Below are 25,055 nucleotides of genomic sequence, written 5' to 3' on the forward strand. Positions count from 1 at the left end.
ATCGGTAGCCCAGCCGTTCCTTCATCGGAACGACCATAGGACGTTCTTCATATGTTCCGCAAGCGCCGGCGGATGCCGGACCGCCCGGAAGGACGAGGTTTGCGGCGGACACGTTCCGATCAGCCGCCAAACACCGCACCTTGAGCAAGTCTTAGGAACCATTCCGGAAATATGCCGATACCGAGTGTGCCGATGGCGGTGAAGGCAAGCGTAGCGCGGACCAAGGGCGTCAGCGCCGGGTCGAACACCCTTTGCGGCTCGCGCATGTAGATCACCATGACGATGCGGATGTAAAAATAGGCGGCGACGGCGCTCAGGAGCACTGCGATCAACGCCAGCATGACAAAACCCCGCTCGACGAGTGCGACCAGCACGTAGAACTTGGCGAAGAAGCCGGCCGTCGGCGGGATGCCGGCCAACGAGAACAGATAGAGAAGCATCAGAAGTGCCAGACCCGGATGCGACCTGGCGAAACCTGCGTAGTCCTCGATGACTTCGCCCGAGAAATCGCCGTTGCGCATCATGATGACGGTGCCGAAAATGCCGAGATTCATGAAAGAGTAGATCAGCAGGTAGAGCATCACGCTGGCGATCCCGTCCGCGCCGCCGGCCACCACGCCAAAAATGGCGAACCCGGCATGGGCGATGCTGGAATAGGCCAGAAGACGCTTGAAATTGTCCTGCACCAGCGCCACGAAGCTGCCGAGCGCCATCGTAGCTACCGCAATGACCGCGACGATGATCCAAACGTCCGAGGCTGCGACCAGAGGGTTGAGGAACACCCTGAGGATTACCGCGAACCCCGCCGCCTTGGGGGCTACCGACATGAAGGCGGTGATCGTCGTCGGCGCCCCTTCATAGACATCCGGCACCCACATGTGGAACGGCACCGCGCCGACCTTGAAGACCAGCCCCGCGACGATGAAGACGACCGCCAGCAGCAATCCAGGATCGAGCGGATCGCCGGTCACAGCAGCCGCCATCCCGTCCAGTTGCGTCGTGCCGGTGAGCCCGTAGACCAGCGAAACGCCGTAGAGGAAAATCGCGGTCGAAACCGCGCCAAGGATCACATATTTCAGTGCCGCTTCGTTCGACCGCCGCTCTTGCCGTAGAAAGCCGGTCAGCACATAGGTGCAGAGCACCATCAGTTCGAGGCCCACGTAGATCGACAAGAGATCGATCGCCGACGCCATGATCATCATTCCCGAAAGCGCAAAGAGCAGCAGGACGTAGTATTCGCTGCTCCCGATCCCTTCGATATCGGCATACTTCCGCGAAAGGAGGAATGTCAGAACGGTGGCTAAGTAGAACACGAACTTGAAGAAAACCGCGAAGCGGTCGGCGATGAACATGCCCGTGTAGGCTGGGCGCACTTCGCTCGCGAGCATGAATGTCGTCAAGGCGGCAACCAGCACGATGGCGACGGAAGCCCCAACAAGGAGATTATCCTGCCCCTTCCGCACAAATTGTCCCAGGATCAAGAGGATGCAGGCCCCGGTGACCACAATGATCTCGGGCAGGCTCGCCAGGACGGACTGGAAAAGGGCGGCGGCGGTCATTGGCCGCTCCCCTTGCCGTGCACGTGCACCAGCAGATGCTTCACCGAGACGTCGATGATGTCGAGAAAGGGTTTCGGATAGAGCCCGACCCAAAGTACGAAGACGGCCAGCGGCAGGATCGCGGCCATCTCGCGGGCGCTTACGTCGCGTATCTTGAACCGGGCGGTGACATTGGCTGGACCAAGAGCGACTTTCCCGTACATGCCAAGCAGATAGGCAGCACCCAGCAATGCACCCAAAACGGCGGCCGCGCCGGCGGCCAGATTGGCCGCAAAACCTCCTGAGAGCACCAGCAGCTCGCCCACGAACGAATTCGTTCCCGGCAGCGCCATCGACGACAGGGTGAACAGCGCAAGAAATACAGTGTAGACAGGCGCCGCCTTCATCAGCCCGCCATAGTCCGCGATGCTGCGCGTATGTGTCCGCTCGTAAATCAGACCGACGAGCAGGAACAGGGCACCCGTCGTCACGCCATGGTTGAACATCTGCAGGATGCCTCCCTCAAGGCCGCGGAGATTCAGCGCAAAGATGCCCAGCGTCACGAAGCCCATATGGCTGATGCTGGAATAGGCCACCAGCTTCTTCAGGTCGTCCTGCGCCAGCGCAAGCAACCCGCCATAGACGATCGCAAGTGCCGAAAGCGCCAACATCAGCGTCGAATAATACATCGACGCCTCTGGCAGCATCGGCAGCGAAAATCGCAAGAAGCCGTAGGCGCCCATCTTCAGAAGCACTCCGGCAAGGATGATGCTGCCCGCCGTCGGCGCTTGCACATGGGCGTCAGGCAGCCAGGTATGGACCGGAACCATCGGCACCTTGACGGCGAAGGCGATCAGGAAGGCGAAGAACAGCCAGGACTGGACCGGGAATGGCAGATCCTGCGCTGTGAGAATGAGGATGTCGAAGGTCTTGCCGCCCTGAAGATAGAGCACGATGACACCGATCAGGAACAGGAGGCTGCCCGCCAGCGTATACAGGAAGAACTTGAACGCCGCATAGACCCGGCCCTCGCCACCCCAGATGCCGATGATCAGGTACATCGGGATCAGCATCGCCTCCCAGAAGACATAGAACAGGAACAGGTCGAGCGCTGAGAACACCCCGAGCATCAACGCCTGCATGGAGAGCAGACTGACCATGAACGCCTTCACCCTGCGTTCGATCGCGACCCACGAAGCGAGCACGCAGATCCAGCCCAACAGCGCGGTCAGGAACACGAAGAGCGCACTTATGCCGTCAACGCCGAGCGCGTAGGTGATCCCGAGCGCCGGTACCCACGGGTGTATCTCGGTGAACTGCATCTCGTGGGTCGCGGTGTCGAAGCCGGCCAGCATCGCGATAGAAAGAGCGAAATCGAGCAAGGTGAAACCGAGCGCCGTCCACCGTACCGCATCGTCACCGCGCATCAACATTAAGACCGCTGCCCCGGCGGCGGGCACGAAAACGATGAGGCTGAGCAGCGGGAATCCCATGGCGCCCCCTACCGCCACACAACTGCGAAGATGACGGTTGCTGCGATCACACCGGCGATCATCGCCAGCGCGTAATGGGTCACGACGCCGGTCTGCAGCCGCCGCAGCGCCCCGCCGCCGCGCAGAACCGAGCGGGCGACGCCGTTCACGACGGCGTCCACGCCATTAAGGTCGAGCCGTAGCCCCGCCCTCGCCGACCCGTACATGAAAGGCAGCGCGGCTGTCTCAGACACCTCGCTCATCGCCTTCTCGTAGCGCGCCAGCGGCCTTTCGGCGAGCCACATGAAGTACCGCGCGCCCTTGCGGTAGAACCAGTCGGTGTCCAGGCTGATCGTGTTCTCGGGATCGAGCGCTCGTAGGAAAATGACAAAGCCCAGCGCCGTGAACATCAGCACGCCAAGGCTCTCGGAGACATGGACGCCGGTGTAGGGTTCGAAGTCGACCTTATACGGCAGAAGCGCATAGAGCGGCTGGGGGAATACCCCGATCGCGATACAGAGCACCGCCGCTATGCCCATCGCAACAAGCATGTTGCGTGGCGGCTCCCGCGCCTCCAGTTTCCGGTCGGTGCCGAAGAACATGTAATATGGGAGCTTGAGCCCGGTGTGCAGGAAGGTTCCCGACGAGGCCATCGTCAGCGCCAGCACCACCAGCGCGCGGTGATCCAGCCCGGCGGCGGCCACCACCATCGATTTGGTGACGAAGCCCGAGAAGAACGGAAATGCCGAGATCGCGAAGGCTCCAACCATGTAAAGCGCCACTGTCAGCGGCATGGTCTTATAGAGCCCGCCGAGCTCTGTGAGCTTGCGGCGCCCGGTGACGTAGATCACCGCCCCCGCACCCATGAACAGAAGCGCCTTGTAGAGGATATGGGCGAAGGCATGGCTGGTGGCTCCGTTCACCGCCATTTCGGTCCCGATGCCGACGCCCGCCACCATGTAGCCCACCTGGCTGACGATATGATAGGCAAGTAGCCGGCGGCAGTCGTTTTCCAGCACCGCGTAGACAACGCCGTAGAGCGCCATCGCGGTACCGAGCCAGACGAGAAGCTCGGTGCCCGGAAACGCCCGCGCCAGCACATAGACGGCAGTCTTGGTGGTGAAGGCGCTCATGAATACCGCCCCGGTAACGGTCGCCTCGGGGTAAGCATCGGTCAGCCAGGCGTTGAGTGGCGGCACCGCGGCGTTGAGCATGAACCCCGCAAGGATCAGATAGGCGCCGGCGCCCATGGCCCCGGCCATCGGGCCGAAAAGCAGCGAGCCTGTTGAGAGCCCGTTGAGAATGATGCCGCCCAGCAGGACGACGCCGCCAGAGATATGGACCATGAGATATCGGAACCCGGAGGCGATCGCTTGCCGGCCGCCTTGGGCGAAGACGAGATAGGCAGAGGCAAACGCCATGCCTTCCCAGAACAGGTATAAGGTCAGGTAGTCGCCGGCGAACACCACGCCGAGCGCGCTGCCGACGTAGACGAACGCAGCAACATGCTGGCCAGGGCGAGGCAGATGCAGCGCGTAGATCGTTCCGATCAAAGCCATGATGGTGAAAACAGTGGCGAAGACGATACTCAGCTTGTCGACGTTCGCGATCAGTATGTCCTGCCCGATAAACCGCCCCTCGCCATAACTGCTTGGCTGCATCGTAACCACGGCGAGGATCGCGAGGGCCGGGATCAGCAGCAGATAGGCCTTGCGGATCGATCCTTTGAGGAACGGGATTGGCAGGGCGCCGAAAATGAAGAGCAGAGCCGGATGGATGAAGTCAGTCATAATAATCCTCGCGCCGCATCAGCCCGACCCGATGGCCGAGAAACTTGGAAACGAAGATAAGCAATACGCAGGACACGAAGCCGTAGACGGCGGACCAGCCAGGCAGACGCTCCCACAGGTATTCGGCGTGTTCGCGAAAGACCAGAATGTCGGCGACGACGATCAGAACGAGTGCCAGATAGAACAGTCGGCGGCGCTGCCTTGCATATTCTTCGTCGCCAAAAAAGTCGACCACGCGCTTGATCATCTGATCACTCCGTCCGCAAGGGTAAGAAAATAGTCCGGGAAGATGCCCATCAGCACCGACAGGATGGCAGTCGCAACCAGCGGGATCGCAACCATCGGAATTTCACGAACCGTCGCCGGGCTCTCTTGCGTCTCCGTCCCGAAGAAGGCGATATAGCTGACCGGCAGGAAATAGGCGGCGTTCAGGATCGAGCTCACGAGGAGCACGGTCAAGAACGCGGTCTGCCCAGCCTCCACGGAGCCCAACGTCAAATACCATTTGCTGACGAATCCGGCGGTCGGCGGCACCCCGATCATGCTGAGCGAAGCGATGAAAAACGCCCCCATCGTCCACGGCAGCCTGCGCCCGATACCGGCCATATCGCTGATGTTCCGCTTGCCAGACGCGCAATAGATCGAGCCGGCACAGAAAAAGAGCGTGATCTTGGAGAAAGCGTGCGCCGCGATATGGATGATCCCGCCGACCATCGCGACCGGCGAGAGCAGAACCGCGCCCAGCACAATGTAAGAGAGCTGGCTGACCGTCGAATAGGCGAGTCTGGCCTTCAGGTCGTCCCGCGTCAGGGCGTAGACGGACGCCATCAGGATCGTGAAGGAGACCAGATAGGCCGTGGCGATGCCGAGCCCCAGCCCGCCCACCAGCCCGACGCCGAAGACATGGAACACCACCCTGAGCACGCAGAACACGCCCATCTTGACAACGGCCACCGCATGCAAGAGCGCGCTGACCGGCGTCGGCGCCACCATTGCAGCAGGCAGCCAGGCGTGCATCGGCATCACCGCAGCCTTGGCGAAGCCGAAAAGATAGCAAAAATAGACAACCGTCAGCAGCGCCGTAGGGGCATTGATCCTCGCCAACAGCCCACCTTCCACAAAGTCGAGCGACCCCGCAATGGAATAGGTCAGCGCTAGCGCGGCGAGCAGTATGCTTTTCGACGCGCCCATCAAATAGACGATGTACTTGCGGCTGCCCGTCCATCCCTCTTCGTCCTCGTGGTGATAGACGAGCGGATAGGTAACGAGGCTGAGCACCTCGTAGAAAATCACCAGCGTGAACAGATTGGCTGCGAAGGCGCCCCCGACTGCCGCCGCAAGACTGGTGGCGAAACAGGCGAAGAAGCGGGTCTGCGCATGCTCCTTCAGGTGTCGCATGTAGCCGATGGAATAGATCGCAGCCACAATCCATAGGAGTGACGAGACGGTGGCGAACACCATGCCGAGCGCATCGGCGCGGAACGCGAAGTCGATCCCGGGCAGGATCCCGAACAGGCGCAAATCGACGGTGCCGCCCGCCAGTACCGTGGGCGCCATCGAGGCGACAATCGCGAACAGGGCGATCGCGGCCAACGGCGAGACGAGATCGCGGAGTTTCTCACGGTTGTTCAGAAGGAGAATTGCCAGGGCCGCCAGACCTGGGACGGCGACGGCAAGCAGCGGCCTGATCGATGTCATCGGGTCCAAGCCGCTATCCTTTCATCATGGTCACGTCGTCGACCTTGAGGGTGGATTTGTTCCTCACAAGCGCGACCAGGATGCCGAGAGCAACGGCAACCTCCGCCGCAGTGATTGCGATGACGAAGATGGCGAAGATCTGTCCGCGGAAGTCGTCGTGGATGCGCCCGAAAGCGATGAAATTGATGTTGACCGAGTTGAGCAGCAACTCCAGCGACATCAGCACGACCAGAATATTGCGCCTGAGTAGCACGCCCGCTGCTCCGATCACGAACAGAACCACCCCGAGCAAAATATACCACGAGAGCGGAACCATCACTCCCGCTCCTTCCGCGCCAGCACGATGGCGCCGACCAGGGCGGCCAGCAGGATGACGGAGGCAGCTTCAAAAGGCAGGAGATAGTCGGCGAAAAGTGTCGTGGCGAGCTTCCTGATATCACCGCCGCCGCCGATCGGGACGGGCTCCGAGCCCGAAAAGCGGTCGCTCCAGAACACGAGCACAGACATCTCGACGCCAAGCAAGACGAGCAGCACCAGGGCCGGCAGGTTCCCGCCCGGCAAGAAGCGCTGCAACACCGCTTCGCGCACATCGATCATCATGATCACGAACAGAAACAGGACCATGATCGCGCCGACGTAGACAAATATCTGGATAACCGCCAGAAAAGGCGCCTCGAGCAAGACAAAAATTGCGGAAATCTGCAAGAAACAGGCCATCAGCGCCAATGCACTGTGAACCGGGTTCCGCGCCAAAACCACCGTCAGGGCCGTGATCACGGACACCGTAGCGAACAGAAGAAAGAATCCCTGATCCATCGACGCGACCCTCCCACGCGAGCTGTCACTCGGCGCGAGACGGCCGGATTGTGATCGCTTCGTACTTCAGGTGCATTCGCAAAATTGTGCCCTAGTATCGGATTTTTCACAAGATTATTGTCACCGGCCGAGCAAAGCCGAGCTAGACCGCATGTTCCAAAGCAATCCACATAGTGTCGGGGCGTGAGAGAGCGACCTTGATCGCGTCGTGACCATCGGGAGGACCGTTGGTAGCGGCGGCTGGAACCCGTGAGTATCGAGCCTTAGTTGGCCGGCTCGACCGAGAAACGCCCTGAACGACGCATCGCGGCGGATTTGCAGTCTTTGAGGGATAGAGGCCGAATACAAAATATCGCCGCAGCGATCATCTAGTTTGGTCATGGTGCCGGCGCGCCTCCTCGATCACGTCCCGATTTGAATCCGCCCAGGTCACCAAGGCCATGACTGGGGCGAGAAGCGACCTGCCGACTTCAGTCAGCTCGTAATCCACGCGCGGTGGGATCGTCGGAAAGTGGGTGCGACTGATCAAACCGTCGCGTTCCAATTGACGAAGCGTAATCGTGAGCATCCGCTGCGAGATGCCGTCGATCTGCCGTCGCAATGCATTGAAGCGGACCGGCCCATCCTTCAGGGCCACGAAGATGTAAAGACTCCACTTATCGGCAATGCGATCGAGGATCTCCCGAACGGGACGGCAGTCGGCGTCTTCGCTTGGGGTAGGAAACTCTATGTCACTGAGTGTCATGAATGTGCCTTCTTGCGAACAGTGAAATAGTCACCTTAATAGTGTTGGTCACAGTTTGATACTACCCCCAAGGAGCACCAATGACCAACATCCTCCTCGTTACCTCTAGCCCACGCGGTCCTCAGAGCCTTTCCACCCGATTTGCCCGTGACATCGCTGAAAGCCTCAACGCCCGTACCGGCGGCACAATTGTCGAACGTGATCTTGGGGCGGCACCGATGCCGCATATCACAGCGGCCTATATCGACGGCCGCATTGCGCCGCCCGAGACACGTACACCCGAACAGATCGAAGCCGTCAATCTCGCTCAAAGCCTCGTTGACGAGGTCCAGGCTGCCGACGTGATCGTCATTGGCTCGGGCATGATCAACTTCGGCCCGCCGACGCAGCTCAAGGCTTGGTTTGACTACATCACTTGGCCTGGCGTCACCTTTCGCTACGACGCAACCGGTGTGATGGGATTGTTGCCCGCCAAGAGAGTCTATCTCGTGACGGCAGCTGGCGGCGTCTTTTCGGAAGGCAAGAATGCCCCGTTAGACTTCCAAACCACCTATCTCGCGCATCTTCTCGGTTTTATCGGACTGACGGATATCGAAGTGGTCCGCGTTGAAGGGACACTCGTAAGCCCGGACGCAGCCAAGGCTGCGATCGCCTCCACCGAAGCACAGATCCGGGCTGCACTAGAGCGTGCCGCCTGACCCGCAAACCCATCAGCCAGCTACCGAAGAAATCGGCGAATGGTGTGATGCGAGCGGGTATGGCGATGGCAAGGATGGCAGGGCTGCCTTGCAGCTGCTGCCCTCCCCGGCTCATGGTGTGCAGCGGCCGGGCAAGCAGCAAGCGATTGGGCATTCAGATATCGAAATTGGTCGGCAGCACGACGACATCCCGAATTGTGACATTTCTCGGCCTTGTCAGCATGAAGATGATGGCATCGGCCACCTCGGACGGCTCGATGAGGCTTCCGGATTCCTTGGCCTTTTGCAGATTTTCTTCGGGCCAGTCGGCAAGGAGCGCGCTGATTACCGGCCCGGGCGAAACCGAGCCCACCCGGATGCCTTTCTTGTTGACCTGGCGCCGCACGGTCTGGACGAAGCAGGTCATGGCCCACTTGGAAGCCGAATAGACGGGCTCCCAAGGGACGGGATAATGCCCCGCGACTGAACTCGTAATGATAATGTCGCCCGAGCCGCGCGCGATCATGTGCGGCAGAACGTCATGGACATTCTTCATGACCGCGTTGACGTTGAGGTTGAGCATCCGGTCAATAATGGCCGTGTCGGCCTCAATCAGATCGCCCCCGATATAGGTGCCCGCATTGGCATGGAAAATATCGAGTTGGCCGGTCAACTTCTCGATAGACGGCATGAGGGTTGCGCAACTGGCGGGATCGAGAAGATCGATTACCAGGGGGATCGCGACATCGCCGAGCTCCGCGCAAACCGCGTCCAGCGCTTTCTGGTCGCGATCGACGAGTACCACGCGCGCGCCTTGCGCAATCATCGCCCTCGTGCTCGCCAGTCCAATGCCGGAGGCCGCACCCGTAATCGCTGCCACCATGCCTTCCAATTGCTTGACCATGCTCGTCTCCTTCTGCCTCAGATCAAATATCGAAAATCCCGCCGTCGATCCGCCGTCAACGGCTGCCCCACTGGCGTGCCAGGTCGAGGCATTGTTTCCACCCGACGACACCGTCGGTCGTGCCCGCGCTCCGCAGCGAGCAGGCGGCCGCGGCGTGACCGAGCCAAAGGCAGTCCTTGATCGCCCAGTGCTCATGCAGGCCGTACATAAAGCCAGCCGCGAAGGCATCACCCGCACCGTTCGGTCCGACAATCACAGTCTGCGGCACCCTCACCGACGCCACGAATATCTTCTCTCCAGGCCGCGTGACGGTGATCGCGCCTTCGGGAAAATGGACTGTGACAAGCCCCATCGCGCCCTTTTGGAGAATGGCGGCCGAGGCCGCCGCGCAGGCCTCGATATCCGTCCTGCCCGCCCGCGTAGTCTCCGTCTCCGCCAGCGCGCCGATCTCGCTGTCGTTGACGATGAGCGTATCGAGATGTGGTAGGCAGGGCAGGATCAGGCCACGCAGGCATTCCGGCGTGACCGTGCAGAGTTCGAGATTGGTTTCGAGACGAGCGGCGCGAGCGGCTTTGAGCACCGTCACCCATCCGTTGGCGTTATCGCCCCAGGGTGCATCCATCGTGGGATGGATGCCGGGAAGCCCAAGATGCAAGAAGCGCGCGGAGGTCCCGGAGAAATCAAAATGGTCCGGCGAAAGCAGCGCCGAAACTCCGAGGTCGGAAATATGTGTTCGCAGTCCACTTGCCTGCGAGATGAAGGCCTCGGTCGTATGGGTGGGCGCTTCGTCGCTGACATGCATTTGCCGATGGCCGAGACCCGCCCGTTCGGCCTCAGTGATGAGCTTTCGCCCGGCCTCGTCGTTGCCGACCAGTCCGATGGTTTCGACGGGGATCGACGGGTCGAGCCTCTTGATGTCGATGGCGAGATTGCAGGCAGGGCCGCCGCCGCGTTCCTCAAGCCCCCAGGCGATACCGACGCTGTCTTCCCGCGGCCATGCGTCGATTCTGCGGTTTCGGTCCAGGCACCAGGTACCACCGGCGATGAAGCCGCGCCTGCTCGTTCCAGCCATCGTCTCCTCCCCTGCCGGGCTCAATTCATCAGGACCTTCTCTGTGATAGCCATGTCGCCGGAGAGGCTCCGCATCGGCTTCTGCCCGCCTGCCTGCAGCGCGCCGTGATAAGCCCTGACCGCCTCTTCCGGCCCGAGATCACCATCTGCTACGGCGCGCATGAATTTCACCATAGCGAGCGGGTCCTCGGCGAGATTGATCTTGCGGCCGAAGAGCGCTACGCGGGCGCCGTATTTCTCCGCCTGGTGGATGAGTTCGAAGGTGTCGCGCGCGGTCCCTGCACCGCCGCCCAGCACGCCGACGACCAGGCTCGGGTCGTAGGAGGTGAGCTCCTCCAGCGCCTTCGGCCCATTGAACGGGATCTTCAGGAACTGCGGCCGCCGGGCGCCCGTCAGCCCGGCGAGCGCCCGGCATATGCAATCATTCACGAAATGCGGCTGGAGGTCGGGCGCAATCCCGGTATCGACGTTCGGGTTGAAGACCTCGAGGAAATAATTGAAGCCGTTGTCGTCGGCATCCTCTACGAAATCCAGGAAGGCGAGGAGCGAATTGTAATCCGCATCTAGATCGTTGTTGAAGGTGATCGAATAAAGGCCGAGATCGGTATGACGCCGGTTGACCGACAGCGAAGCGGTGCGATAGGGCCGAGACGGCTGGCTGGCATAGGCCGCGCCGCGCCCTACCCAGATATCCGTCGCATCATTGGCGCGAATGGCCGGTTTGACGCTGCTATCGGCATAAGCGCCGCTTTCCGTCAGCAGTTCGAGATTGGAGGCGGAGGTCAGCATGATATCAACGATGTCCTGGGTGATCACGGCCTTGATCTGGCCGAGGAATTCCGCCCGCGTCCGGTAGCGCGTGTGGGAGCAGTCCTTTTCGAGCTTGGGGCCGCAGGATGGAATGCTTGGCCCCATATCGCCATCCTTGGCGTCCGCGATGATGAAATCCGTTCGCTTGTAGTTGCCGGCCCTGATCCTGGCGATTTTTGCGTCAAAGCGTGTCATGCGCTGATCCTTGAGAAAATCTGGGGCCGCCAGTCCGGCGGCGGGAAGGTTTACAAATTGAGGCATCCGCCTCGGACAATCGTCATGCGATCATGTAACCGCCATCCACGGGCATCGACAGGCCGTTGACCATGGCTGCCTCGTCGGAGAGCAGGAAAAGAATGACCTCGGCGATGTCGCCGGGATCGGCGAAACGGCCGACCGGAATGCGGTTGAGCATGCCGGCTGCCTTTTCCGGATCGCTCCAGGCCTTGATGGCCATAGGCGTGAGTGTCACGGTGGGATGCACGCCGTTGACGCGTATGCCCATCGGCGCAAGCTCCTTGGCCATCACCCGGGTCAGCCCGTCGAGACCGGACTTGGAAGCGCAATAGGCCGCGTGATCGGGAATACCCACAAAGGCGGCGACGCTCGATACATTGACGATTGCGCCTTTCCGGCCGTTCTTCACCATGTCACGGGCATATTCCTGCGAAACGATCATCGGTGCCCTCGCATTGACGGCATAGAGCAGATCGAAGTTCTCGACCTTGAGATCGAGGAAAGGTTCAAGCTCGGTCGTGCCGGCACAGTTGATCAGAAAATCGGCTGGCAGCGCCTGAAGGGCTGCGGCGCGCGTTGCGTCCGGATCGGCAAGATCGACCGCAATCGCGATGCATCCGATTTCACTCTTCAGTTCCTCAAGATCGGCCGCCGAGCGCGACAGCGCGGTCACCTTGGCCCCACGCTTAGCCAGCATGACGGCGGTCGCACGCCCGATGCCCTTGCCGGCGCCGGTCACCACCACACGCCTGTTTGAAAAGTCCATTTCCAATACCTCCTACCAGCAAGTGAAGCCGCCATCAGCCTTGACGGTCGCGCCGGTGATCAGGCTCGATGCGTCGCAGGCGAGAAAATGCACGACCGACGCAATCTCATGGGGCTGGCCCATCCGGCCCATCGGCGTGTCGCGCAGCCAGATGTCCATCATCGACTTGTCGACCACGGATTTCGTCATTTCGGTTTCGATATAGGTTGGTGCCACGGCATTGACGCGAACGCCGCGGTCCGCCCATTCCACGGCGAGTGACGCGGTCAGGTGGTGGACGGCCGCCTTGGAGGCGTTGTAATAGGTCTGGAGTTGCGGCCGGTTCGCGATATAGCCTGACATCGATCCGATATTGACGATCGCGCCATGGCCGGCCTTGAGCATATAGCGGCCGAAGGTGCGATTGCACCAGAAGACGCCGTTGTAGTTCACATCGTTGACATTGAGCCAGAGTTCGTCCGGCGTATCCTCTGCCGCCGTGCCGGTGCGGGCAATGCCTGCATTGGCGACCAGCGCGTCGATGCGACCATGTTTTGCGAAGATATCCGCCGCGGCTTTGTCGATGGCCGCCGAATCCGTGACATCGAGGACCAGCGCATCGGCTTCGATACCCTTCCCGGCCAAGGCCTGCCTGCCGGATTCGGCGACCGCTTCGTCGCGATCGATGATGACGACACGGGCGCCCGCCTCGGCAAGCGCTTCGGCGCAGGCAAGGCCGATACCGCGCCCGCCGCCGGTCACCACCGCGGTTTGGCCATCCATCCGGAACTTCTCAAAGAACATGTCTTGCTTCCCTGGCTATGCGGAATTAGAGGCGCCGGCCGCTCTTGGCATCGAAGAGATGCACGCGGGCCGGATCGATCCGGAGAGAGATTGCCTCGCCCGGCAGCGCGACGATGCGGTCGCGAACCGCCGCCATGATGGCATCGCCGCCCAGATGTGCAAAGATCTGCGTTTCCGAGCCGGTGGGTTCGAGAACCGAGATCGTCGACGGCATCCCGTCGGGCCGCACGTCGATATGTTCCGGTCGGATGCCGTAGAGAGCAGGTTCGCCGTGGCTCGGCGTACCCTCCGGCACCGGCAGCACGGTGCCCTTGTCGCTGACGAAGGCCAGCCGGCCGCTTTCCATCGACAATCTGCCGGGAACGAAATTCATCGACGGCGAACCGATGAAACCTGCCACGAAGACATTGGCCGGACGGTCGTAGAGATCAAGCGGCGCGCCGATCTGCTCCACCCGCCCTTCGCGCATCACGACGATCTTGTCGGCCATGGTCATGGCCTCGATCTGGTCGTGCGTCACGTAGATGGTGGTCGTCTTCAGGCGCTGGTGCAGTTCCTTGATCTCGACGCGCATGGTCACGCGCAGCTTGGCGTCGAGATTGGAAAGCGGCTCGTCGAACAGGAAGACCTGCGGATCGCGTACGATGGCGCGTCCCATGGCGACGCGCTGGCGCTGGCCGCCTGAAAGCTGCTTCGGGTAGCGGTCGAGCAGTTTGCCGAGATCGAGGATTTCGGCTGCCCTGCGGACCTTCGTTTCGATCTCGCTTTTCGGCGCGCCCTTGAGCTTGAGGGGAAAGCCCATATTGTCTGCGACCGTCTTGTGCGGATAGAGCGCGTAGTTCTGAAACACCATGGCGATATCACGGTCCTTGGGAAGGACGTCGTTGACCACCCTGCCGCCAATGGCGACCGTGCCGCCGGAGATCGTCTCGAGCCCCGCGATCATCCGCAGAAGCGTGGACTTGCCACATCCGGAAGGCCCGACCAATACGACGAATTCGCCATCGGCGATGTCTATGCCGACGCCGTGGATGACCGGCAGCGCGCCATACTTCTTTGTAACGTCCTTGACGGTGACAGGAGCCATATGAATTCCTCTATTGCGGCAGTGCGATCTGCATCTTGACTTCGCCTTTCGGGGCGGACGCCGCGATCTCGAAAGCACGGACGCTTTCGCCGAAATCGAATGTGCGGGTGATGAGCGGCTTCACGTCGATCGCACCTGATGCCAGCATGGCCACGCAGCGCGGAAAGACATGGGCATAGCGGAAGACATGCTCCACGCGCGCTTCCCGCACCATGGCCTTGCCGACATCGTAGTGGATCGGATGGACCTGCGAACCGATGAAGACAACGCGGCCGCCGGGCGAAAGCGGGTCGAACACGCCCTCGGCGCCCTTGGGATGGCCCGAGCACTCGAACACGATCTCAACGCCCCAGCCGTCGGTGGCGGCAAGGATTTCCTTGGCCAGGTCCTGCCTTGCAACATTGACTGGTGAGATCGGACCGAGCTTGGCGGCGAGCTCCAGCTTGGCGTCGTCGATGTCGCTCACGAAAACCCGTGCGCAGCCGGCCGCGACAGCCGAAAGCGCTGTCACCAGACCGATCGGACCGGCACCGATCACGAGCGCTATGTCGCCCGGCTTGACTTGGGCCTTGGTCGCCGCATGCACACCCACCGCCAGCGGCTCGACCATCGCGGCTTCGGCGAACGACACATTGTCGGGCAGCTTAAAGGAGAAATCGGCAGGGTGGACGACCGCGGGCCTGAGTACGCCATGGACGGGCGGCGTCGCCCAGAAGCGGACCGCCGGATCGACATTGTAGAGTCCCATGCGCGTCGCGCGGCTGTTGGGATCGGGGACTCCTGGCTCCATACACACCCGATCGCCCGCCTTCAGCGAGGTCACCTCGGCACCGGTCTCCATCACAGTGCCGGACGCCTCGTGGCCGAGGATCATCGGCGCTTTCACCTGGAACACGCCGGTGCCGCCATGCGTATAGTAATGCACATCGGAACCGCAGATGCCCACGGTGTGGAGCTTGATCCGGACGTCGCGCGGACCCAGCACCTCTTCACGCTCGATCGGGAAATCCCGCAGCGACAGCTTCATCTTCTCTTCTAGTACCAGCGATTTCATTGTCTCTGTCCTATCTTTCAAGAAGCATTAGCCGCGCCATACGATCAGGACCCCGAGCGCAACGGCCAGAACGTGGCAGACCGTCAACGGAATCGATTGTTCGAGGAACCGCATCCAGAGGAGTTCGAGCGCGACGAACAGGTAGATGCCGACGAAGACGCGGTCGAACCAGTTGGTGGTGATCGGCAGGAAGCCGGCCGGCTCGGACTTGCTGCCCGCCACGTCCGGTTCGGCATCTGTCTGCCCTGGGTCGAATGGCTCTTGCATCGCTCTACTCCTTGACCGCGCCGAAGGTGAGACCCGCCACGATATGACGCTGGACCACGGCGAAGATGATGAGCGCGGGGATGAGCGTGATAACCGCGATCGCCGCCATCGCCCCCCATTCCGTTCCCGTCGTCGTCACATATTCCGAAAGGCCCGTCGTGATCGTGCGCGCGTTGAAGCTGGTCAGGGTCGCGGCGAGTAGGAACTCGTTCCAGGCAAACACCCAGGTCAGGATCAGCGTGACGGCAAGGCCGGGTCTGGCAAGCGGGAAGATGACTTCGTAGATGACCTGCCAGGTCGAGGCGCCGTCGACGGTCGCGGCCTCGTCGAGTTCCTTGGGAATTCCGTCGATGGTGGGCCTCAGCGTCCAGATCGCGAAAGGCAGGTTGAACGTGCAATAGAGCAGGATCATGCCGATCTTGGTGTCGTAAAGCTTCCAGTCGCCGAACGTGATGATCTGGGTGAAGAGCAGGAAGAACGGCAAAAGGAACACCGCCGCCGGTGCCATGCGGTTGGTGATGGTCCAGAAGAAGATGTTCTCCTTGCCCGCGAGGTCGAAGCGCGAGAGCGCGTAGCAAGCCATGAAGGCCAGCACCGTGACCAGTACCGCGTTGCCGCTGGATATGATCATCGAATTGAGCATGTAGCCACGCAGCGTCTCATTGCCTAAGACGTTGACGTAATTCTTCCAGTAAATCACGTCGAGAAACAGGCTCGGCGTCGTGAAGAGATCGACCGCCGGCTTCACCGAAATGATGAAGAGCCAATAGATCGGGAAAAGCGTCAGCAGGCTGAGGAGCAGCCAAAGCGCCACGTAGAGAAGGGGATTGCGGCCCTGCATCAGAATGTCCTCTTCCGTTCGCGTCGAGCCACGAGAGCGACATAGAGCAGCCAGCACATCACCAGCGTGAGGTAGAGCACGATCACCGAGATCGCAGCGCCATAGCCGTAGTCGGTCTTTGGGAAGACGATCTTCCAGATATGCAGCCCGACATAGCGGGTTGCCGCACCCGGGCCGCCCGAGGTCAGCATCCAGACTTCATCGACGGTACGCAGCGCATCCATCAGGCGAATGAAGACCGTCGCGAGAATGGCCGGGCGGATCATCGGCAGCGTGACGTGCCAGAAGATCTGGCGGCGGTTGGCGCCATCGATTTGCGCCTGCTCGAACGGCTCTTTCGGCAGAGCAAGCAACGCGGCAAGCAGTGTCAGCGTCACCAGCGGCGTCCAGTGCCAGATATCCATGATGACCGTCAGCGCAAAAGCGGTGCTGGCATCGCGGCCAATGTTGAGATCATAGCCGAACCAGCTTCTCAGGAGATAGGGAATGATGCCGATGCTGGGGGTCGTCATCAGGCGCCAGACCGAGCCGACGACGATGGGCGCGACGATCAGGGGCAGTGTGTGGATCGTGCGGAAAAAGCCACGTCCGGGAAATTCCCTCATGAAAAGCTGCGCGAGCAGATAGCCCAGCGCGATCTCGCTCAGTACCGCGAAGAAAGCGAACTTCATCGTGAAGGCAACAGAGGTCAGGAACTCGGCATCGAAGACAAGACGACGGAAGTTGTTGGCGCCGTTGTAGATCATTTCGGAGCTTGCGCCGAACGGGTTCCATTGGTGGAATGCCACGTAGAGCACGTATATGAAGGGTATGATGCCGAAGATGCCGAGGATCGCGATCGTCGGGGCGAGCATCAGCCAGCCGACAGTGTTTGAACGCATGAATTCGTGCTCCCGAAGATATTCACGCAGGTCAACAGCCTGCAGTAACCGGCAACTGCGCCCGGGTGGCGGTCTTGGGAGATGCCACCCGGACGCAGGCTCTTGCCGGTCTTATTTGCGGTAGCCGAGGTTCTTCAGTTCTGCTTCGGCAGCCGCCGCCATCTGGTCGAGGCCTTCGTCGGGACCGACTTCACCCAGCAGGATCCTGTAGAAGATCGGCGCCGTGGCTTCACGCACCTGCGCATGGAAGGGGAAAGGCGGCGCACCGGCAAACAGCTTTCCCTGATCCTTGAGCATGGTGTAGTAGCCGTTCAGCTTCTTATCCATGTCGATGACCTTTGGATCGTCATAGGTCGCCGTATTGGTGATGCGCGGTGCCGCGATCGCCCAGTCGGCCTGGACAGAGTCTTGGCCGATGAACTGCAGGAAGAGCAATGCCGCCTCGTTGTTCTTCGACGTGACCGGCAACCCGAAGGCGCCGCCGTCATAGTAGCCGAGATAACCTTTGCCGGCCTCAACCTCCTTGAGGACATCGGGCTCGGTGGGCGGCAGCGCGACGCCGACATTGCCGACGACCTTGGACTTTTCCGCATCCGACGCGATCCAGGCGGCGTTCTCGCCATAAACCAGGCCCTGTGCGACACGGCCGGCGGCGAATGTCGTTGCGACTTCCGTCCAGGTTGATGCAGCAGATTCAGGCGGAGCGATGTCGCGCAGATGCAGCCAGTACTTCATGGCGGCCTTGGCCTTGTCACTGTTCATCTGGCCGCCATTCTCGACCGAGGCGGCATAGTTGTTGGCCGCGTCGATACCCCAGTTGTAGACGCCGTATGTCGGAGCGATCGACTCGAAGAATTCGTACCAGGACGCCGGATGGCCGGTATGCGCCTGGGCCGTCGTGCCCCAGAGCTCCATCCCGTTGTCCTTGCCGTATTTCGTGAAGAATTCGGCAATCTGTGTATATTCCTCATGGGTCTTGGCCGGAGCCAGATCTTTGCCGGTCTCCTTCTTGAAAGCGTCCTTGACCTTCGGGTCGTTGAAGAGGTCGGTGCGATAGAGGTAGACCTTGATGAAGGCCTCCATCGGGATGCCGAAGAGATCGCCACCGGCATTCTTGAAATAGTTGGCGAATGTCGTGAAGTGGGTTTCGTCGAATTCCGGCGCCTTCAGCGACGGGTCGTCCTTCAGCGATTTCGAGATGTCGACCAGGAAGTTGCGCGCCAGATAGGCATAGATGATGTCCTGCTCGATATAGACCATGTCATAGATGCCGGTCTTGGCTTCCATGTCCTTGATAGCCTTGTCGTACATCTGGTCCCAGGACGTGGTCTCGATCTGGACCTTGATGCCGGTCTTCTTCTCGAACTCGGGCGCCAGCACGTCCTTGATGTAGTTGGACGGGGGCGTGCTTTCGGTCACGCCGTGCAGGACGACGCCCTTGTATTTCGCGCCGGCATCCGACCAGAAATCGGCCCATGCGGGCATCACGCCCGCAACAAGACCGATCGCAAGCGCGGCAAGTCCAATTCCACTTTTCCGGATCATAATTCCTCCTCCTTGTGCCTTTGCACCGCTTGCGGCCGCTGGCCGGCAAGCACGTTCCCACCCCCCCGACGCCTGTCGGATCCTCCCGGGCTCCGGCAGCACGGCTCCTCCCGGCTTCCAGACACGGTTCGCCTTTAAGGATTGCGACCTCCGGGTCGTTTCCCAGCGATCGTTCCTGTTGGCGTGACCGGAGCTTAGTATGCGCTCTTTTGCTCTGCCACGCGTGGTTTGCTGGCAACCTATACTTTTTCGCCGACCGCGATCCCCGCCGGATAGGCACGGATTTCCCGGAAGGGGTCGCTTCGCGCCTCTGTTCCGATCTTGTGTGCGTTGCGCCGGTAGTCCGACGGCGTGCGTCTGCAGATCTTGAAGAACTGCCTGTTGAAATTGGCGATGTTGTTGAACCCGACCTCGAAGCAGATCTCGGTGATCGGACGATACGTTTGTGTGAGCAGCGAGCAGGCGGCATAGATGCGTGCGAGGATCACGTAGCGCGCGAAGGTATGACCGGTCTGGCGCTTGAAAAAGCGCGAGAAGGCCTGCGGCTCGAGACCACAGACCCTTGCGACCGACGCCAGGTCGATGTCGTCGCTGTAGTGCTCCAGCACATAGCGCATGGCAACATCCAGCTCATGCGGCAGGTCCACCTGGGAGGAGGTTGGCGCAAGGCGCGATAGCCTGCGCCGCTCGGCGGGATTGCGCGCCAGCGCAATCATCAGCTGTAGAAAGAGCAACACGCGCTCGGCGCCGTGGGCAGCACCCATCTGCGCGAGTAACCGCCGGCCCGAAAGCGCCGTGGAGCCAAAGAATTCCACGCCGTAGACCGCATCCTCATAGAGCGGCTTTATCGTGCCGAGCTCGGGGCAGAAGGAGGCGACGCGATCGGCCCATTCAGGGGTGAACTGGATCAGCATGTCCCGGTTGCGGATGAGCTTGCCCGGTTCGATGTCGCTGACCCAGTTGTGCGGTACGTTCGGACCCGTCAGCACCAGGCAGCCAGGCTCGAACTCGCCGATATAGTCACCCACCATCATGACGCCCGATGTCGTCCGGGTGAGATGCAGTTCGTATTCAGGATGATAGTGCCACTTCGCCCGGAAAAAGGGATAGTCATGCATGTTCCAGCGAAAGGATTCTGCTGGCGGGCAGATGATCATCTCGAAATCGGGTACGATCCGTAAATCGGCTTTCATCGATAACCTCCTCCCGACAGGCAGGTCTGGTGCCCCAGGCGACAATGCCGGCATGCATGCCAAAGGCGCTTGTCGTAGCCCGGCTTCCTTGAGGTAATAGCAGTTCAGACCAGGCCAACCACCGGCTCGAACACGCCATCCCACGCCCGCCTCCCCGGCGTTGCGCCTCCTATATGTTGCCTTGAAAAACAAATTAGTTCATTTAGGAAAGCTGTCAACAGCAATCTCGATCGATGCGGGAATGCCCGAATTCCAGCCTCTGCTGGCGCGGAAGTTGCTCGTTTGCAATGCAGTTGCAAAGCATTTGCCCATCCGCGTATCGAGTGCCGGATCGCAATCGGAACGGAATCTGCTTGACAGATCCAGCTGAAGTTTTATTTGTTGCATTATGCAACATAGTATTGGATTGGGTGAGACATGGGCCGGTTAGGTATTCATTCTTTCGTGTGGACGGGAGGGCAAACCCAGCCCATGCTCGAGGAGGCGATGGAAAAATCCGCGTCCTGCGGCTACAACCTCATTGAATTCGCTTACCTGCGACCGGAAAATTTCGATCTCGACGCGCTCGCCAGGCGAGCCGAGGCGCTGAAACTCGACATCGCGGTCACCATGGGCCTTCCGTTCAGCCACGATGTATCGAGCGAAGATGTGGAGGCGGTGCGGGCGGGCGAAGGCATGCTGGCCGACGCCATCCGCGCAGTCCGCGACATAGGCGGGAGCAAGCTCGGAGGGATCCTCTATTCGGCCCACGGGAAATATTCCCGGATGCCCACCAGAAAGGGATGGGATAGCAGTGTCGCGGCCATCGCCAAGACGGCTGATCTCGCCAAGTCTGCAGGAGTCGACCTCGTTCTCGAAGTGGTGAACCGTTTCGAGACAAATCTCCTCAACACCACCGCCCAGGGGCTCGCCTTCATCGAGCAGGTAGGCTCTACGCATGTGCGGCTGCACCTCGACACGTTTCACATGAACATCGAGGAAGCGAACCCGGCGGCGGCCATCCGCCATGCGGGCGACAAGATCGGCTATTTCCACATTGGTGAGAGCAACCGCGGCTATCTCGGCGACGGCGTCATCAATTTCGACCTGATGTTCGATGCCTTGCTCGACATCGACTACAAGAACGACATCACATTCGAATCCTTCTCGGGCGCCGTCGTCGATGAAGGATTGTCGCTTGCCTGCGCAATCTGGCGCGACACCTGGACCGAAAACATGCCGCTCGCGCAGCACGCGAAGCAATTCATCGACCTCAAGATGGACGAGGCGAGACGTCGTCGCGCGACCGTTGCCCGGCCGTGACGGCGAAAGGTGTGGGAAAGGCTCTGTTCGGCTCAAGTCGGGCGTTTCCGGCCCGGTTATGTTGTGTCAGGGGTCGGCGAAGAGAGGCAAGGAGGATCGCTCGTGAATGAAGTGGGCCCCATCGCGTCTCCGAGCGGGATCCGCCAGCGCAATGAACTCGCTGCGATGCGGGCGCTTTATCGTCACGGCCGCTTGAGCAGGGCGGAGCTTGCGCGCATTTTAGGCCTCAATCGCTCCTCATCCGGCCATATCATCGCCGGATTGACGGCCGATGGCCTCGTGCGCGAGGTGGGAACCACCGAGCAGGCACAGACTGCTCACGCGGGGCGGCCGGGCATCATGCTTGAACTTAGGCCTGGAGCCGCCTTCTTTCTCGGCATCGAGATCGGGGTCGAACACATCACGGTGGTTGAGGTCGATCTCGCCTGCCGCATCGTCAACAGTCGCATGGAGCCCTTCGACGGCCCGTCCGTCGATGTCGATACTGCAGTTTCGCGCGCGATCGCGATCGCCTTCGACACTTTGCCGGCCGACCATCTCGACCGCTGCGAAGGGTTGGGCGTCGCCGTGCCGGCGCAAATGGATCGCAAGGGACTGATCAACACCGCTCCCCTGCTCGGCTGGCAGAACATACAACTCGCCGATCTCGTGCGTGCGGCCGTGCCGGCGCAAATGCCGGTCATGGTCGAGAATGACGCAAACGCCTTCGCGACCGGCGCGAGCTACGGCGCTGGCGAGGCCCATTCGGGGGTCACGCTCTATCTCGTCATGGAGAGCGGCGTGGGCGGCGGCATCGTCGTCGATGGGACCGTTTTTCGAGGCGCGCGGGGACTTGCCGGCGAAATCGGGCATCTGCGCGTCGATGGTGCCAGTGCGCCCGGCCGCAGCCTTGAACGTGTTCTCGGGCTGGAATGCATCCTGAGCGCCTACCGTTCCGTCTCGACGCAGCCGGAACCGAGCTTCACGACCTTCCTCGCCGATGTGCGCGACCGCGTTCCGGGCGCCGTCGCCATAGCCGAAGACTGGGCGCGCGCCCTGGCTTACGGCCTGATCCAGGGCTGCAGGATCATCGATGCCGACAGGGTCGTGCTGGGTGGTTCAGTCGCCGCGCTCTATCCGCTGATGGCGGCGCGCGTCCTGCATCACATTCGCTCCATGCAGGAGGAGAGCTTTCCGCTGCCCGTGATCGAAACAAACGAGGATGAGACGGTAGGGCCGGCCTTCGGCGCTGCCTGCATGCTTCACCAGCGCTATCTCCTGACCGACAGCGCTCGCCTTGGAGAAGATGGCGCATGACACCGACCGCGTTTGCTCCCGACGCCCTTGGACCAACGATAACGATCGGCGAGATCCTCGTCGAGATCATGGCGACGGATCGCGGTGCGGGCTTCCTCGAGCCGATCACGCTCATAGGCCCCTACCCCAGCGGAGCGCCGGCGATCTTCATCGATCAATGCGCGAGAATCGGCGGTTCGGCCGGCATCATCGGCTGCGTGGGCAACGACGACTTCGGCCGCGTCAACGTCGCGCGCCTGCGCGCCGACGGCGCCGACGTCTCGGCCATTTCGACGAGCCCCGAGTTTCCGACCGGCAGCGCCTTCGTGCGCTACCGGCATGACGGTTCGCGCGATTTCGTCTTCAACATCGCAAGATCCGCCGCCGCCCAGATCGACCTTACCCCCGCAGCGCGCGCGCTCATTGCCCGCTCGGGGCACCTGCATGTGATGGGGACCGCCTTTGCGATACCCGGCGCCGCTAGGATTATTGAGCATGCGATCACGGCGATCACGGCGCGCGGCGGCAGCATCTCCTTCGATCCGAATGTCCGCAAGGAGTTGCTCGGCCAAGCCGAAACCCGCGCACGCTTCGCAAGGCTCGTCGATATCGCCGACCTGATCCTCCCGTCCGGAGAAGAGCTGTTCGTTGCGGCCGGCATGGAAGCCGAAAGCGAGGCGGTCCAAGCACTCCTCGGGCGCAACGCCAGCGAAGTGGCGCTCAAGCGCGGCGCCGATGGTTCGACCGTCTTCACACGGGACGGCAGACGCATCGACTGCCCGGCCTTTGCTGTCGAGGAAATCGATCCGACCGGCGCCGGAGACTGCTTCGGTGGCGCCTATGTCGCGTGCCGCCGGCTCGGTATGCCGATCGAACAGGCGCTCACCTACGCCAATGCCGCCGGCGCCCGCAATGTCACCGCCAAGGGGCCGATGGAGGGAGCCGGCACCCGCGCCGAGCTCGACGCCTTCATCGCCGCTACACCGGTACGCCGCACATGACATCCGTTCTCGACAACTTGGCTCGCAGCCGGCGCGCGGGCAGCCCCGCCGGCATCACGTCCGTTTGCTCGGCTCATCCCATCGTGATCCGTGCTGCCCTCCGGGATGGCGTGCTTCGCGACGGTGCGGTATTGATCGAGGCGACCTGCAATCAGGTCAACCAGTTCGGCGGGTACACCGGCTTGAAGCCCGGTGATTTTGTGGCACTGGTGGAACGGATCGCCAGCGAAGAGGGTCTGCCGCGAGACAAGGTCATCCTCGGAGGCGATCATCTTGGTCCCAATCCATGGCGCGGAGAATCTGCCGAGGTCGCCATGAACAAGGCCGAAGAGATGATCGCGGCCTATGTCGAGGCCGGCTTCCGCAAGCTCCACCTCGATACGTCTATGGGCTGCGCGGGCGAACCGGTCGCGCTCGACGACGCGATGACTGCGGGGCGCGCAGTGAGGCTGGCGGCCGTGGCGGAACGGTGCGCGGCCTCTACGGGCGGCGAGCCGCCGGTCTATGTCATCGGCACCGAAGTACCGCCGCCCGGCGGCGCCCATCATGTGATCACCGCGCTCGAGCCGACGAGCATCGACGCGGCGCGCAAGACTATTGCGCTGCATAGGACGCGGTTTGACGAAGCGGGCCTCGGCAAGGCCTTCGCCCGCGTGCTGGCGCTCGTCGTCCAGCCCGGGGTCGAATTCGGCAATGAAAATGTCATTGTCTACGACCGGGCGAGAGCGCACACCCTTTGCGCGCTGCTCGGCGAGGAGCCCGCGCTCGTCTACGAGGCGCATTCGACTGATTACCAGGGCGCGGCGGCGCTGCGCGAACTCGTCGAGGACGGGTTCGCCATCCTCAAGGTCGGGCCGGAATTGACGTTTGCGCTGCGCGAGGCGCTCTACGGCCTCGACCTGATCGCCAGCGACTCCGTCATCGGCTATCCGAGCCGAAACCTCATGGCCGTGATGGAGGCGTTGATGCGGGAGGACCCCGGCCACTGGAAGGGCCACTATCACGGTTCTAAGGCCGAGCAGCATATCCTGCGGCACTACTCCTATTCCGATCGTATTCGCTACTACTGGAATCACCCGGCGGCGGAGGCCGCCGTCTTGCGGCTCGCGAGAGCGCTCGACCACCGGATTATCCCGGCACCTCTTTTCCGGCAGCATCTGCCCCGTTTGGTAGGACACGCAGGAAAGCCGCTTAACCCGCAGGAATTGCTGATCGATGCCGTGCGGGCGGTCCTCGAGGAATACCAGAGCGCCCATCAACCCGGCCCTCAATCCTTGGCATGATCCCGACGGAAGCATGCTG

At 61.4% G+C, this 25,055-nt stretch carries 25 protein-coding genes; 5 read left to right on the top strand and 20 right to left on the bottom strand.

The genetic code is table 11. From position 1 onward, the window contains the following. Positions 1-119: 119 nt before the first annotated feature. The 8 genes from BN1800_RS32880 to BN1800_RS32915 form a co-directional block, all read right to left on the bottom strand. Complete coding sequence (locus BN1800_RS32880) at positions 120-1,559, bottom strand: NADH-quinone oxidoreductase subunit N (RefSeq protein WP_087003901.1); 1,440 nt, start codon at positions 1,557-1,559, stop codon at positions 120-122. Next, a complete protein-coding gene (locus BN1800_RS32885) occupies positions 1,556-3,031 on the bottom strand; it encodes an NADH-quinone oxidoreductase subunit M (protein ID WP_087003904.1) in 1,476 nt (491 codons plus the stop codon). The genes BN1800_RS32880 and BN1800_RS32885 overlap by 4 nt, the downstream gene beginning before the upstream one ends. A gap of 8 nt (positions 3,032-3,039) precedes the next feature. Continuing rightward, the gene (locus BN1800_RS32890) at positions 3,040-4,800 is read right to left on the bottom strand and encodes a Na(+)/H(+) antiporter subunit D (RefSeq protein ID WP_087003907.1); all 1,761 of its coding nucleotides are present in this window, start codon (positions 4,798-4,800) and stop codon (positions 3,040-3,042) included. After that, on the bottom strand, positions 4,793-5,047 hold the full coding sequence (locus BN1800_RS32895) for a hypothetical protein (RefSeq protein WP_027510239.1): 255 nt from the start codon (positions 5,045-5,047) through the stop codon (positions 4,793-4,795). The genes BN1800_RS32890 and BN1800_RS32895 overlap by 8 nt, the downstream gene beginning before the upstream one ends. Beyond that, positions 5,044-6,507, bottom strand: coding sequence for a monovalent cation/H+ antiporter subunit D family protein (locus BN1800_RS32900; RefSeq protein ID WP_027510240.1), 1,464 nt, complete (start codon positions 6,505-6,507; stop codon positions 5,044-5,046). The genes BN1800_RS32895 and BN1800_RS32900 overlap by 4 nt, the downstream gene beginning before the upstream one ends. A 4-nt stretch (positions 6,508-6,511) precedes the next feature. Beyond that, positions 6,512-6,814, bottom strand: a complete 303-nt coding sequence (nuoK, locus tag BN1800_RS32905; RefSeq protein WP_027510241.1) for an NADH-quinone oxidoreductase subunit NuoK — start codon at positions 6,812-6,814, stop codon at positions 6,512-6,514. Then, positions 6,814-7,314, bottom strand: a complete 501-nt coding sequence (locus tag BN1800_RS32910; RefSeq protein ID WP_087003910.1) for an NADH-quinone oxidoreductase subunit J — start codon at positions 7,312-7,314, stop codon at positions 6,814-6,816. Before BN1800_RS32910 ends, nuoK begins: the two co-directional genes overlap by 1 nt. Positions 7,315-7,678: 364 nt before the next feature. Beyond that, positions 7,679-8,059 carry a winged helix-turn-helix transcriptional regulator gene (locus BN1800_RS32915; protein WP_087003913.1) on the bottom strand — a complete coding sequence of 127 codons (381 nt, stop codon included), beginning with the start codon at positions 8,057-8,059 and terminating at the stop codon, positions 7,679-7,681. 80 nt (positions 8,060-8,139) lie between these two features. Between BN1800_RS32915 and BN1800_RS32920 the strand changes: the two genes are divergently transcribed. Continuing rightward, the gene (locus BN1800_RS32920; RefSeq protein ID WP_087003916.1) at positions 8,140-8,757 is read left to right on the top strand and encodes an FMN-dependent NADH-azoreductase; all 618 of its coding nucleotides are present in this window, start codon (positions 8,140-8,142) and stop codon (positions 8,755-8,757) included. Between the two features lie 154 nt (positions 8,758-8,911). On the opposite strand, the gene BN1800_RS32925 is transcribed toward BN1800_RS32920, so the two are convergent. From BN1800_RS32925 to BN1800_RS32980, 12 genes are all read right to left on the bottom strand, one after another. Next, positions 8,912-9,640, bottom strand: a complete 729-nt coding sequence (locus tag BN1800_RS32925; protein WP_027510245.1) for an SDR family oxidoreductase — start codon at positions 9,638-9,640, stop codon at positions 8,912-8,914. A gap of 55 nt (positions 9,641-9,695) precedes the next feature. Then, positions 9,696-10,712 carry a carbohydrate kinase family protein gene (locus BN1800_RS32930; RefSeq protein WP_087003918.1) on the bottom strand — a complete coding sequence of 339 codons (1,017 nt, stop codon included), beginning with the start codon at positions 10,710-10,712 and terminating at the stop codon, positions 9,696-9,698. A 20-nt stretch (positions 10,713-10,732) separates the two neighbouring features. Beyond that, positions 10,733-11,716: a beta/alpha barrel domain-containing protein gene (locus BN1800_RS32935; protein ID WP_087004007.1), complete on the bottom strand. Its 984-nt coding sequence runs from the start codon at positions 11,714-11,716 to the stop codon at positions 10,733-10,735. An 82-nt stretch (positions 11,717-11,798) separates the two neighbouring features. Then, on the bottom strand, positions 11,799-12,524 hold the full coding sequence (locus BN1800_RS32940; RefSeq protein ID WP_087003921.1) for an SDR family oxidoreductase: 726 nt from the start codon (positions 12,522-12,524) through the stop codon (positions 11,799-11,801). 12 nt (positions 12,525-12,536) lie between these two features. Then, positions 12,537-13,307, bottom strand: a complete 771-nt coding sequence (locus BN1800_RS32945; RefSeq protein WP_087003923.1) for an SDR family NAD(P)-dependent oxidoreductase — start codon at positions 13,305-13,307, stop codon at positions 12,537-12,539. 25 nt (positions 13,308-13,332) lie between these two features. After that, positions 13,333-14,394 (bottom strand): ABC transporter ATP-binding protein, encoded by a 1,062-nt coding sequence (locus BN1800_RS32950; protein ID WP_087003926.1) that lies wholly within the window; start codon positions 14,392-14,394, stop codon positions 13,333-13,335. A gap of 10 nt (positions 14,395-14,404) precedes the next feature. Continuing rightward, positions 14,405-15,448 carry an NAD(P)-dependent alcohol dehydrogenase gene (locus BN1800_RS32955; protein ID WP_087003929.1) on the bottom strand — a complete coding sequence of 348 codons (1,044 nt, stop codon included), beginning with the start codon at positions 15,446-15,448 and terminating at the stop codon, positions 14,405-14,407. A gap of 27 nt (positions 15,449-15,475) precedes the next feature. Next, a complete protein-coding gene (locus BN1800_RS32960) occupies positions 15,476-15,715 on the bottom strand; it encodes a DUF2160 family membrane protein (RefSeq protein WP_143534205.1) in 240 nt (79 codons plus the stop codon). A 4-nt stretch (positions 15,716-15,719) separates the two neighbouring features. Next, the gene (locus tag BN1800_RS32965) at positions 15,720-16,556 is read right to left on the bottom strand and encodes a carbohydrate ABC transporter permease (RefSeq protein ID WP_087003932.1); all 837 of its coding nucleotides are present in this window, start codon (positions 16,554-16,556) and stop codon (positions 15,720-15,722) included. Further along, a complete protein-coding gene (locus tag BN1800_RS32970) occupies positions 16,556-17,437 on the bottom strand; it encodes a carbohydrate ABC transporter permease (protein WP_087003934.1) in 882 nt (293 codons plus the stop codon). Before BN1800_RS32970 ends, BN1800_RS32965 begins: the two co-directional genes overlap by 1 nt. 111 nt (positions 17,438-17,548) lie before the next feature. Next, positions 17,549-18,982 carry an extracellular solute-binding protein gene (locus tag BN1800_RS32975; RefSeq protein ID WP_087003937.1) on the bottom strand — a complete coding sequence of 478 codons (1,434 nt, stop codon included), beginning with the start codon at positions 18,980-18,982 and terminating at the stop codon, positions 17,549-17,551. A gap of 239 nt (positions 18,983-19,221) precedes the next feature. Next, on the bottom strand, positions 19,222-20,175 hold the full coding sequence (locus tag BN1800_RS32980) for a helix-turn-helix domain-containing protein (RefSeq protein ID WP_027510256.1): 954 nt from the start codon (positions 20,173-20,175) through the stop codon (positions 19,222-19,224). Positions 20,176-20,592: 417 nt separating this feature from the next. Between BN1800_RS32980 and BN1800_RS32985 the strand changes: the two genes are divergently transcribed. From BN1800_RS32985 to BN1800_RS33000, 4 genes are all read left to right on the top strand, one after another. Continuing rightward, on the top strand, positions 20,593-21,477 hold the full coding sequence (locus BN1800_RS32985) for a sugar phosphate isomerase/epimerase family protein (RefSeq protein WP_087003940.1): 885 nt from the start codon (positions 20,593-20,595) through the stop codon (positions 21,475-21,477). Between the two features lie 102 nt (positions 21,478-21,579). Beyond that, positions 21,580-22,773 (top strand): ROK family transcriptional regulator, encoded by a 1,194-nt coding sequence (locus BN1800_RS32990; RefSeq protein ID WP_244564743.1) that lies wholly within the window; start codon positions 21,580-21,582, stop codon positions 22,771-22,773. Next, complete coding sequence (locus tag BN1800_RS32995) at positions 22,770-23,753, top strand: tagatose kinase (RefSeq protein WP_087003943.1); 984 nt, start codon at positions 22,770-22,772, stop codon at positions 23,751-23,753. The genes BN1800_RS32990 and BN1800_RS32995 overlap by 4 nt, the downstream gene beginning before the upstream one ends. Then, positions 23,750-25,036 carry a D-tagatose-bisphosphate aldolase, class II, non-catalytic subunit gene (locus BN1800_RS33000; RefSeq protein WP_087003946.1) on the top strand — a complete coding sequence of 429 codons (1,287 nt, stop codon included), beginning with the start codon at positions 23,750-23,752 and terminating at the stop codon, positions 25,034-25,036. Before BN1800_RS32995 ends, BN1800_RS33000 begins: the two co-directional genes overlap by 4 nt. Positions 25,037-25,055: the final 19 nt, after the last annotated feature.

Source organism: Rhizobium sullae, from assembly GCF_900169785.1.
Lineage (GTDB): Bacteria > Pseudomonadota > Alphaproteobacteria > Rhizobiales > Rhizobiaceae > Rhizobium > Rhizobium sullae.

Excerpts from the sequence above, each read along its gene's own strand:
- BN1800_RS32995 (WP_087003943.1), top strand. The coding sequence starts at position 22,770 with ATGACACCGACCGCGTTTGCTCCCGACGCCCTTGGACCAACGATAACG.
- BN1800_RS32885 (WP_087003904.1), bottom strand. The coding sequence starts at position 3,031 with ATGGGATTCCCGCTGCTCAGCCTCATCGTTTTCGTGCCCGCCGCCGGG.
- BN1800_RS32910 (WP_087003910.1), bottom strand. The coding sequence starts at position 7,314 with ATGGATCAGGGATTCTTTCTTCTGTTCGCTACGGTGTCCGTGATCACG.
- BN1800_RS32945 (WP_087003923.1), bottom strand. The coding sequence starts at position 13,307 with ATGTTCTTTGAGAAGTTCCGGATGGATGGCCAAACCGCGGTGGTGACC.
- BN1800_RS32925 (WP_027510245.1), bottom strand. The coding sequence starts at position 9,640 with ATGGTCAAGCAATTGGAAGGCATGGTGGCAGCGATTACGGGTGCGGCC.
- BN1800_RS33000 (WP_087003946.1), top strand. The coding sequence starts at position 23,750 with ATGACATCCGTTCTCGACAACTTGGCTCGCAGCCGGCGCGCGGGCAGC.
- BN1800_RS32895 (WP_027510239.1), bottom strand. The coding sequence starts at position 5,047 with ATGATCAAGCGCGTGGTCGACTTTTTTGGCGACGAAGAATATGCAAGG.
- BN1800_RS32915 (WP_087003913.1), bottom strand. The coding sequence starts at position 8,059 with ATGACACTCAGTGACATAGAGTTTCCTACCCCAAGCGAAGACGCCGAC.
- BN1800_RS32965 (WP_087003932.1), bottom strand. The coding sequence starts at position 16,556 with ATGCAGGGCCGCAATCCCCTTCTCTACGTGGCGCTTTGGCTGCTCCTC.
- BN1800_RS32960 (WP_143534205.1), bottom strand. The coding sequence starts at position 15,715 with ATGCAAGAGCCATTCGACCCAGGGCAGACAGATGCCGAACCGGACGTG.
- BN1800_RS32955 (WP_087003929.1), bottom strand. The coding sequence starts at position 15,448 with ATGAAATCGCTGGTACTAGAAGAGAAGATGAAGCTGTCGCTGCGGGAT.
- BN1800_RS32935 (WP_087004007.1), bottom strand. The coding sequence starts at position 11,716 with ATGACACGCTTTGACGCAAAAATCGCCAGGATCAGGGCCGGCAACTAC.
- BN1800_RS32950 (WP_087003926.1), bottom strand. The coding sequence starts at position 14,394 with ATGGCTCCTGTCACCGTCAAGGACGTTACAAAGAAGTATGGCGCGCTG.
- BN1800_RS32975 (WP_087003937.1), bottom strand. The coding sequence starts at position 18,982 with ATGATCCGGAAAAGTGGAATTGGACTTGCCGCGCTTGCGATCGGTCTT.
- BN1800_RS32940 (WP_087003921.1), bottom strand. The coding sequence starts at position 12,524 with ATGGACTTTTCAAACAGGCGTGTGGTGGTGACCGGCGCCGGCAAGGGC.
- BN1800_RS32880 (WP_087003901.1), bottom strand. The coding sequence starts at position 1,559 with ATGACCGCCGCCGCCCTTTTCCAGTCCGTCCTGGCGAGCCTGCCCGAG.
- BN1800_RS32930 (WP_087003918.1), bottom strand. The coding sequence starts at position 10,712 with ATGGCTGGAACGAGCAGGCGCGGCTTCATCGCCGGTGGTACCTGGTGC.
- BN1800_RS32920 (WP_087003916.1), top strand. The coding sequence starts at position 8,140 with ATGACCAACATCCTCCTCGTTACCTCTAGCCCACGCGGTCCTCAGAGC.
- BN1800_RS32980 (WP_027510256.1), bottom strand. The coding sequence starts at position 20,175 with ATGAAAGCCGATTTACGGATCGTACCCGATTTCGAGATGATCATCTGC.
- BN1800_RS32985 (WP_087003940.1), top strand. The coding sequence starts at position 20,593 with ATGGGCCGGTTAGGTATTCATTCTTTCGTGTGGACGGGAGGGCAAACC.
- BN1800_RS32970 (WP_087003934.1), bottom strand. The coding sequence starts at position 17,437 with ATGCGTTCAAACACTGTCGGCTGGCTGATGCTCGCCCCGACGATCGCG.
- BN1800_RS32890 (WP_087003907.1), bottom strand. The coding sequence starts at position 4,800 with ATGACTGACTTCATCCATCCGGCTCTGCTCTTCATTTTCGGCGCCCTG.
- nuoK (WP_027510241.1), bottom strand. The coding sequence starts at position 6,814 with ATGGTTCCGCTCTCGTGGTATATTTTGCTCGGGGTGGTTCTGTTCGTG.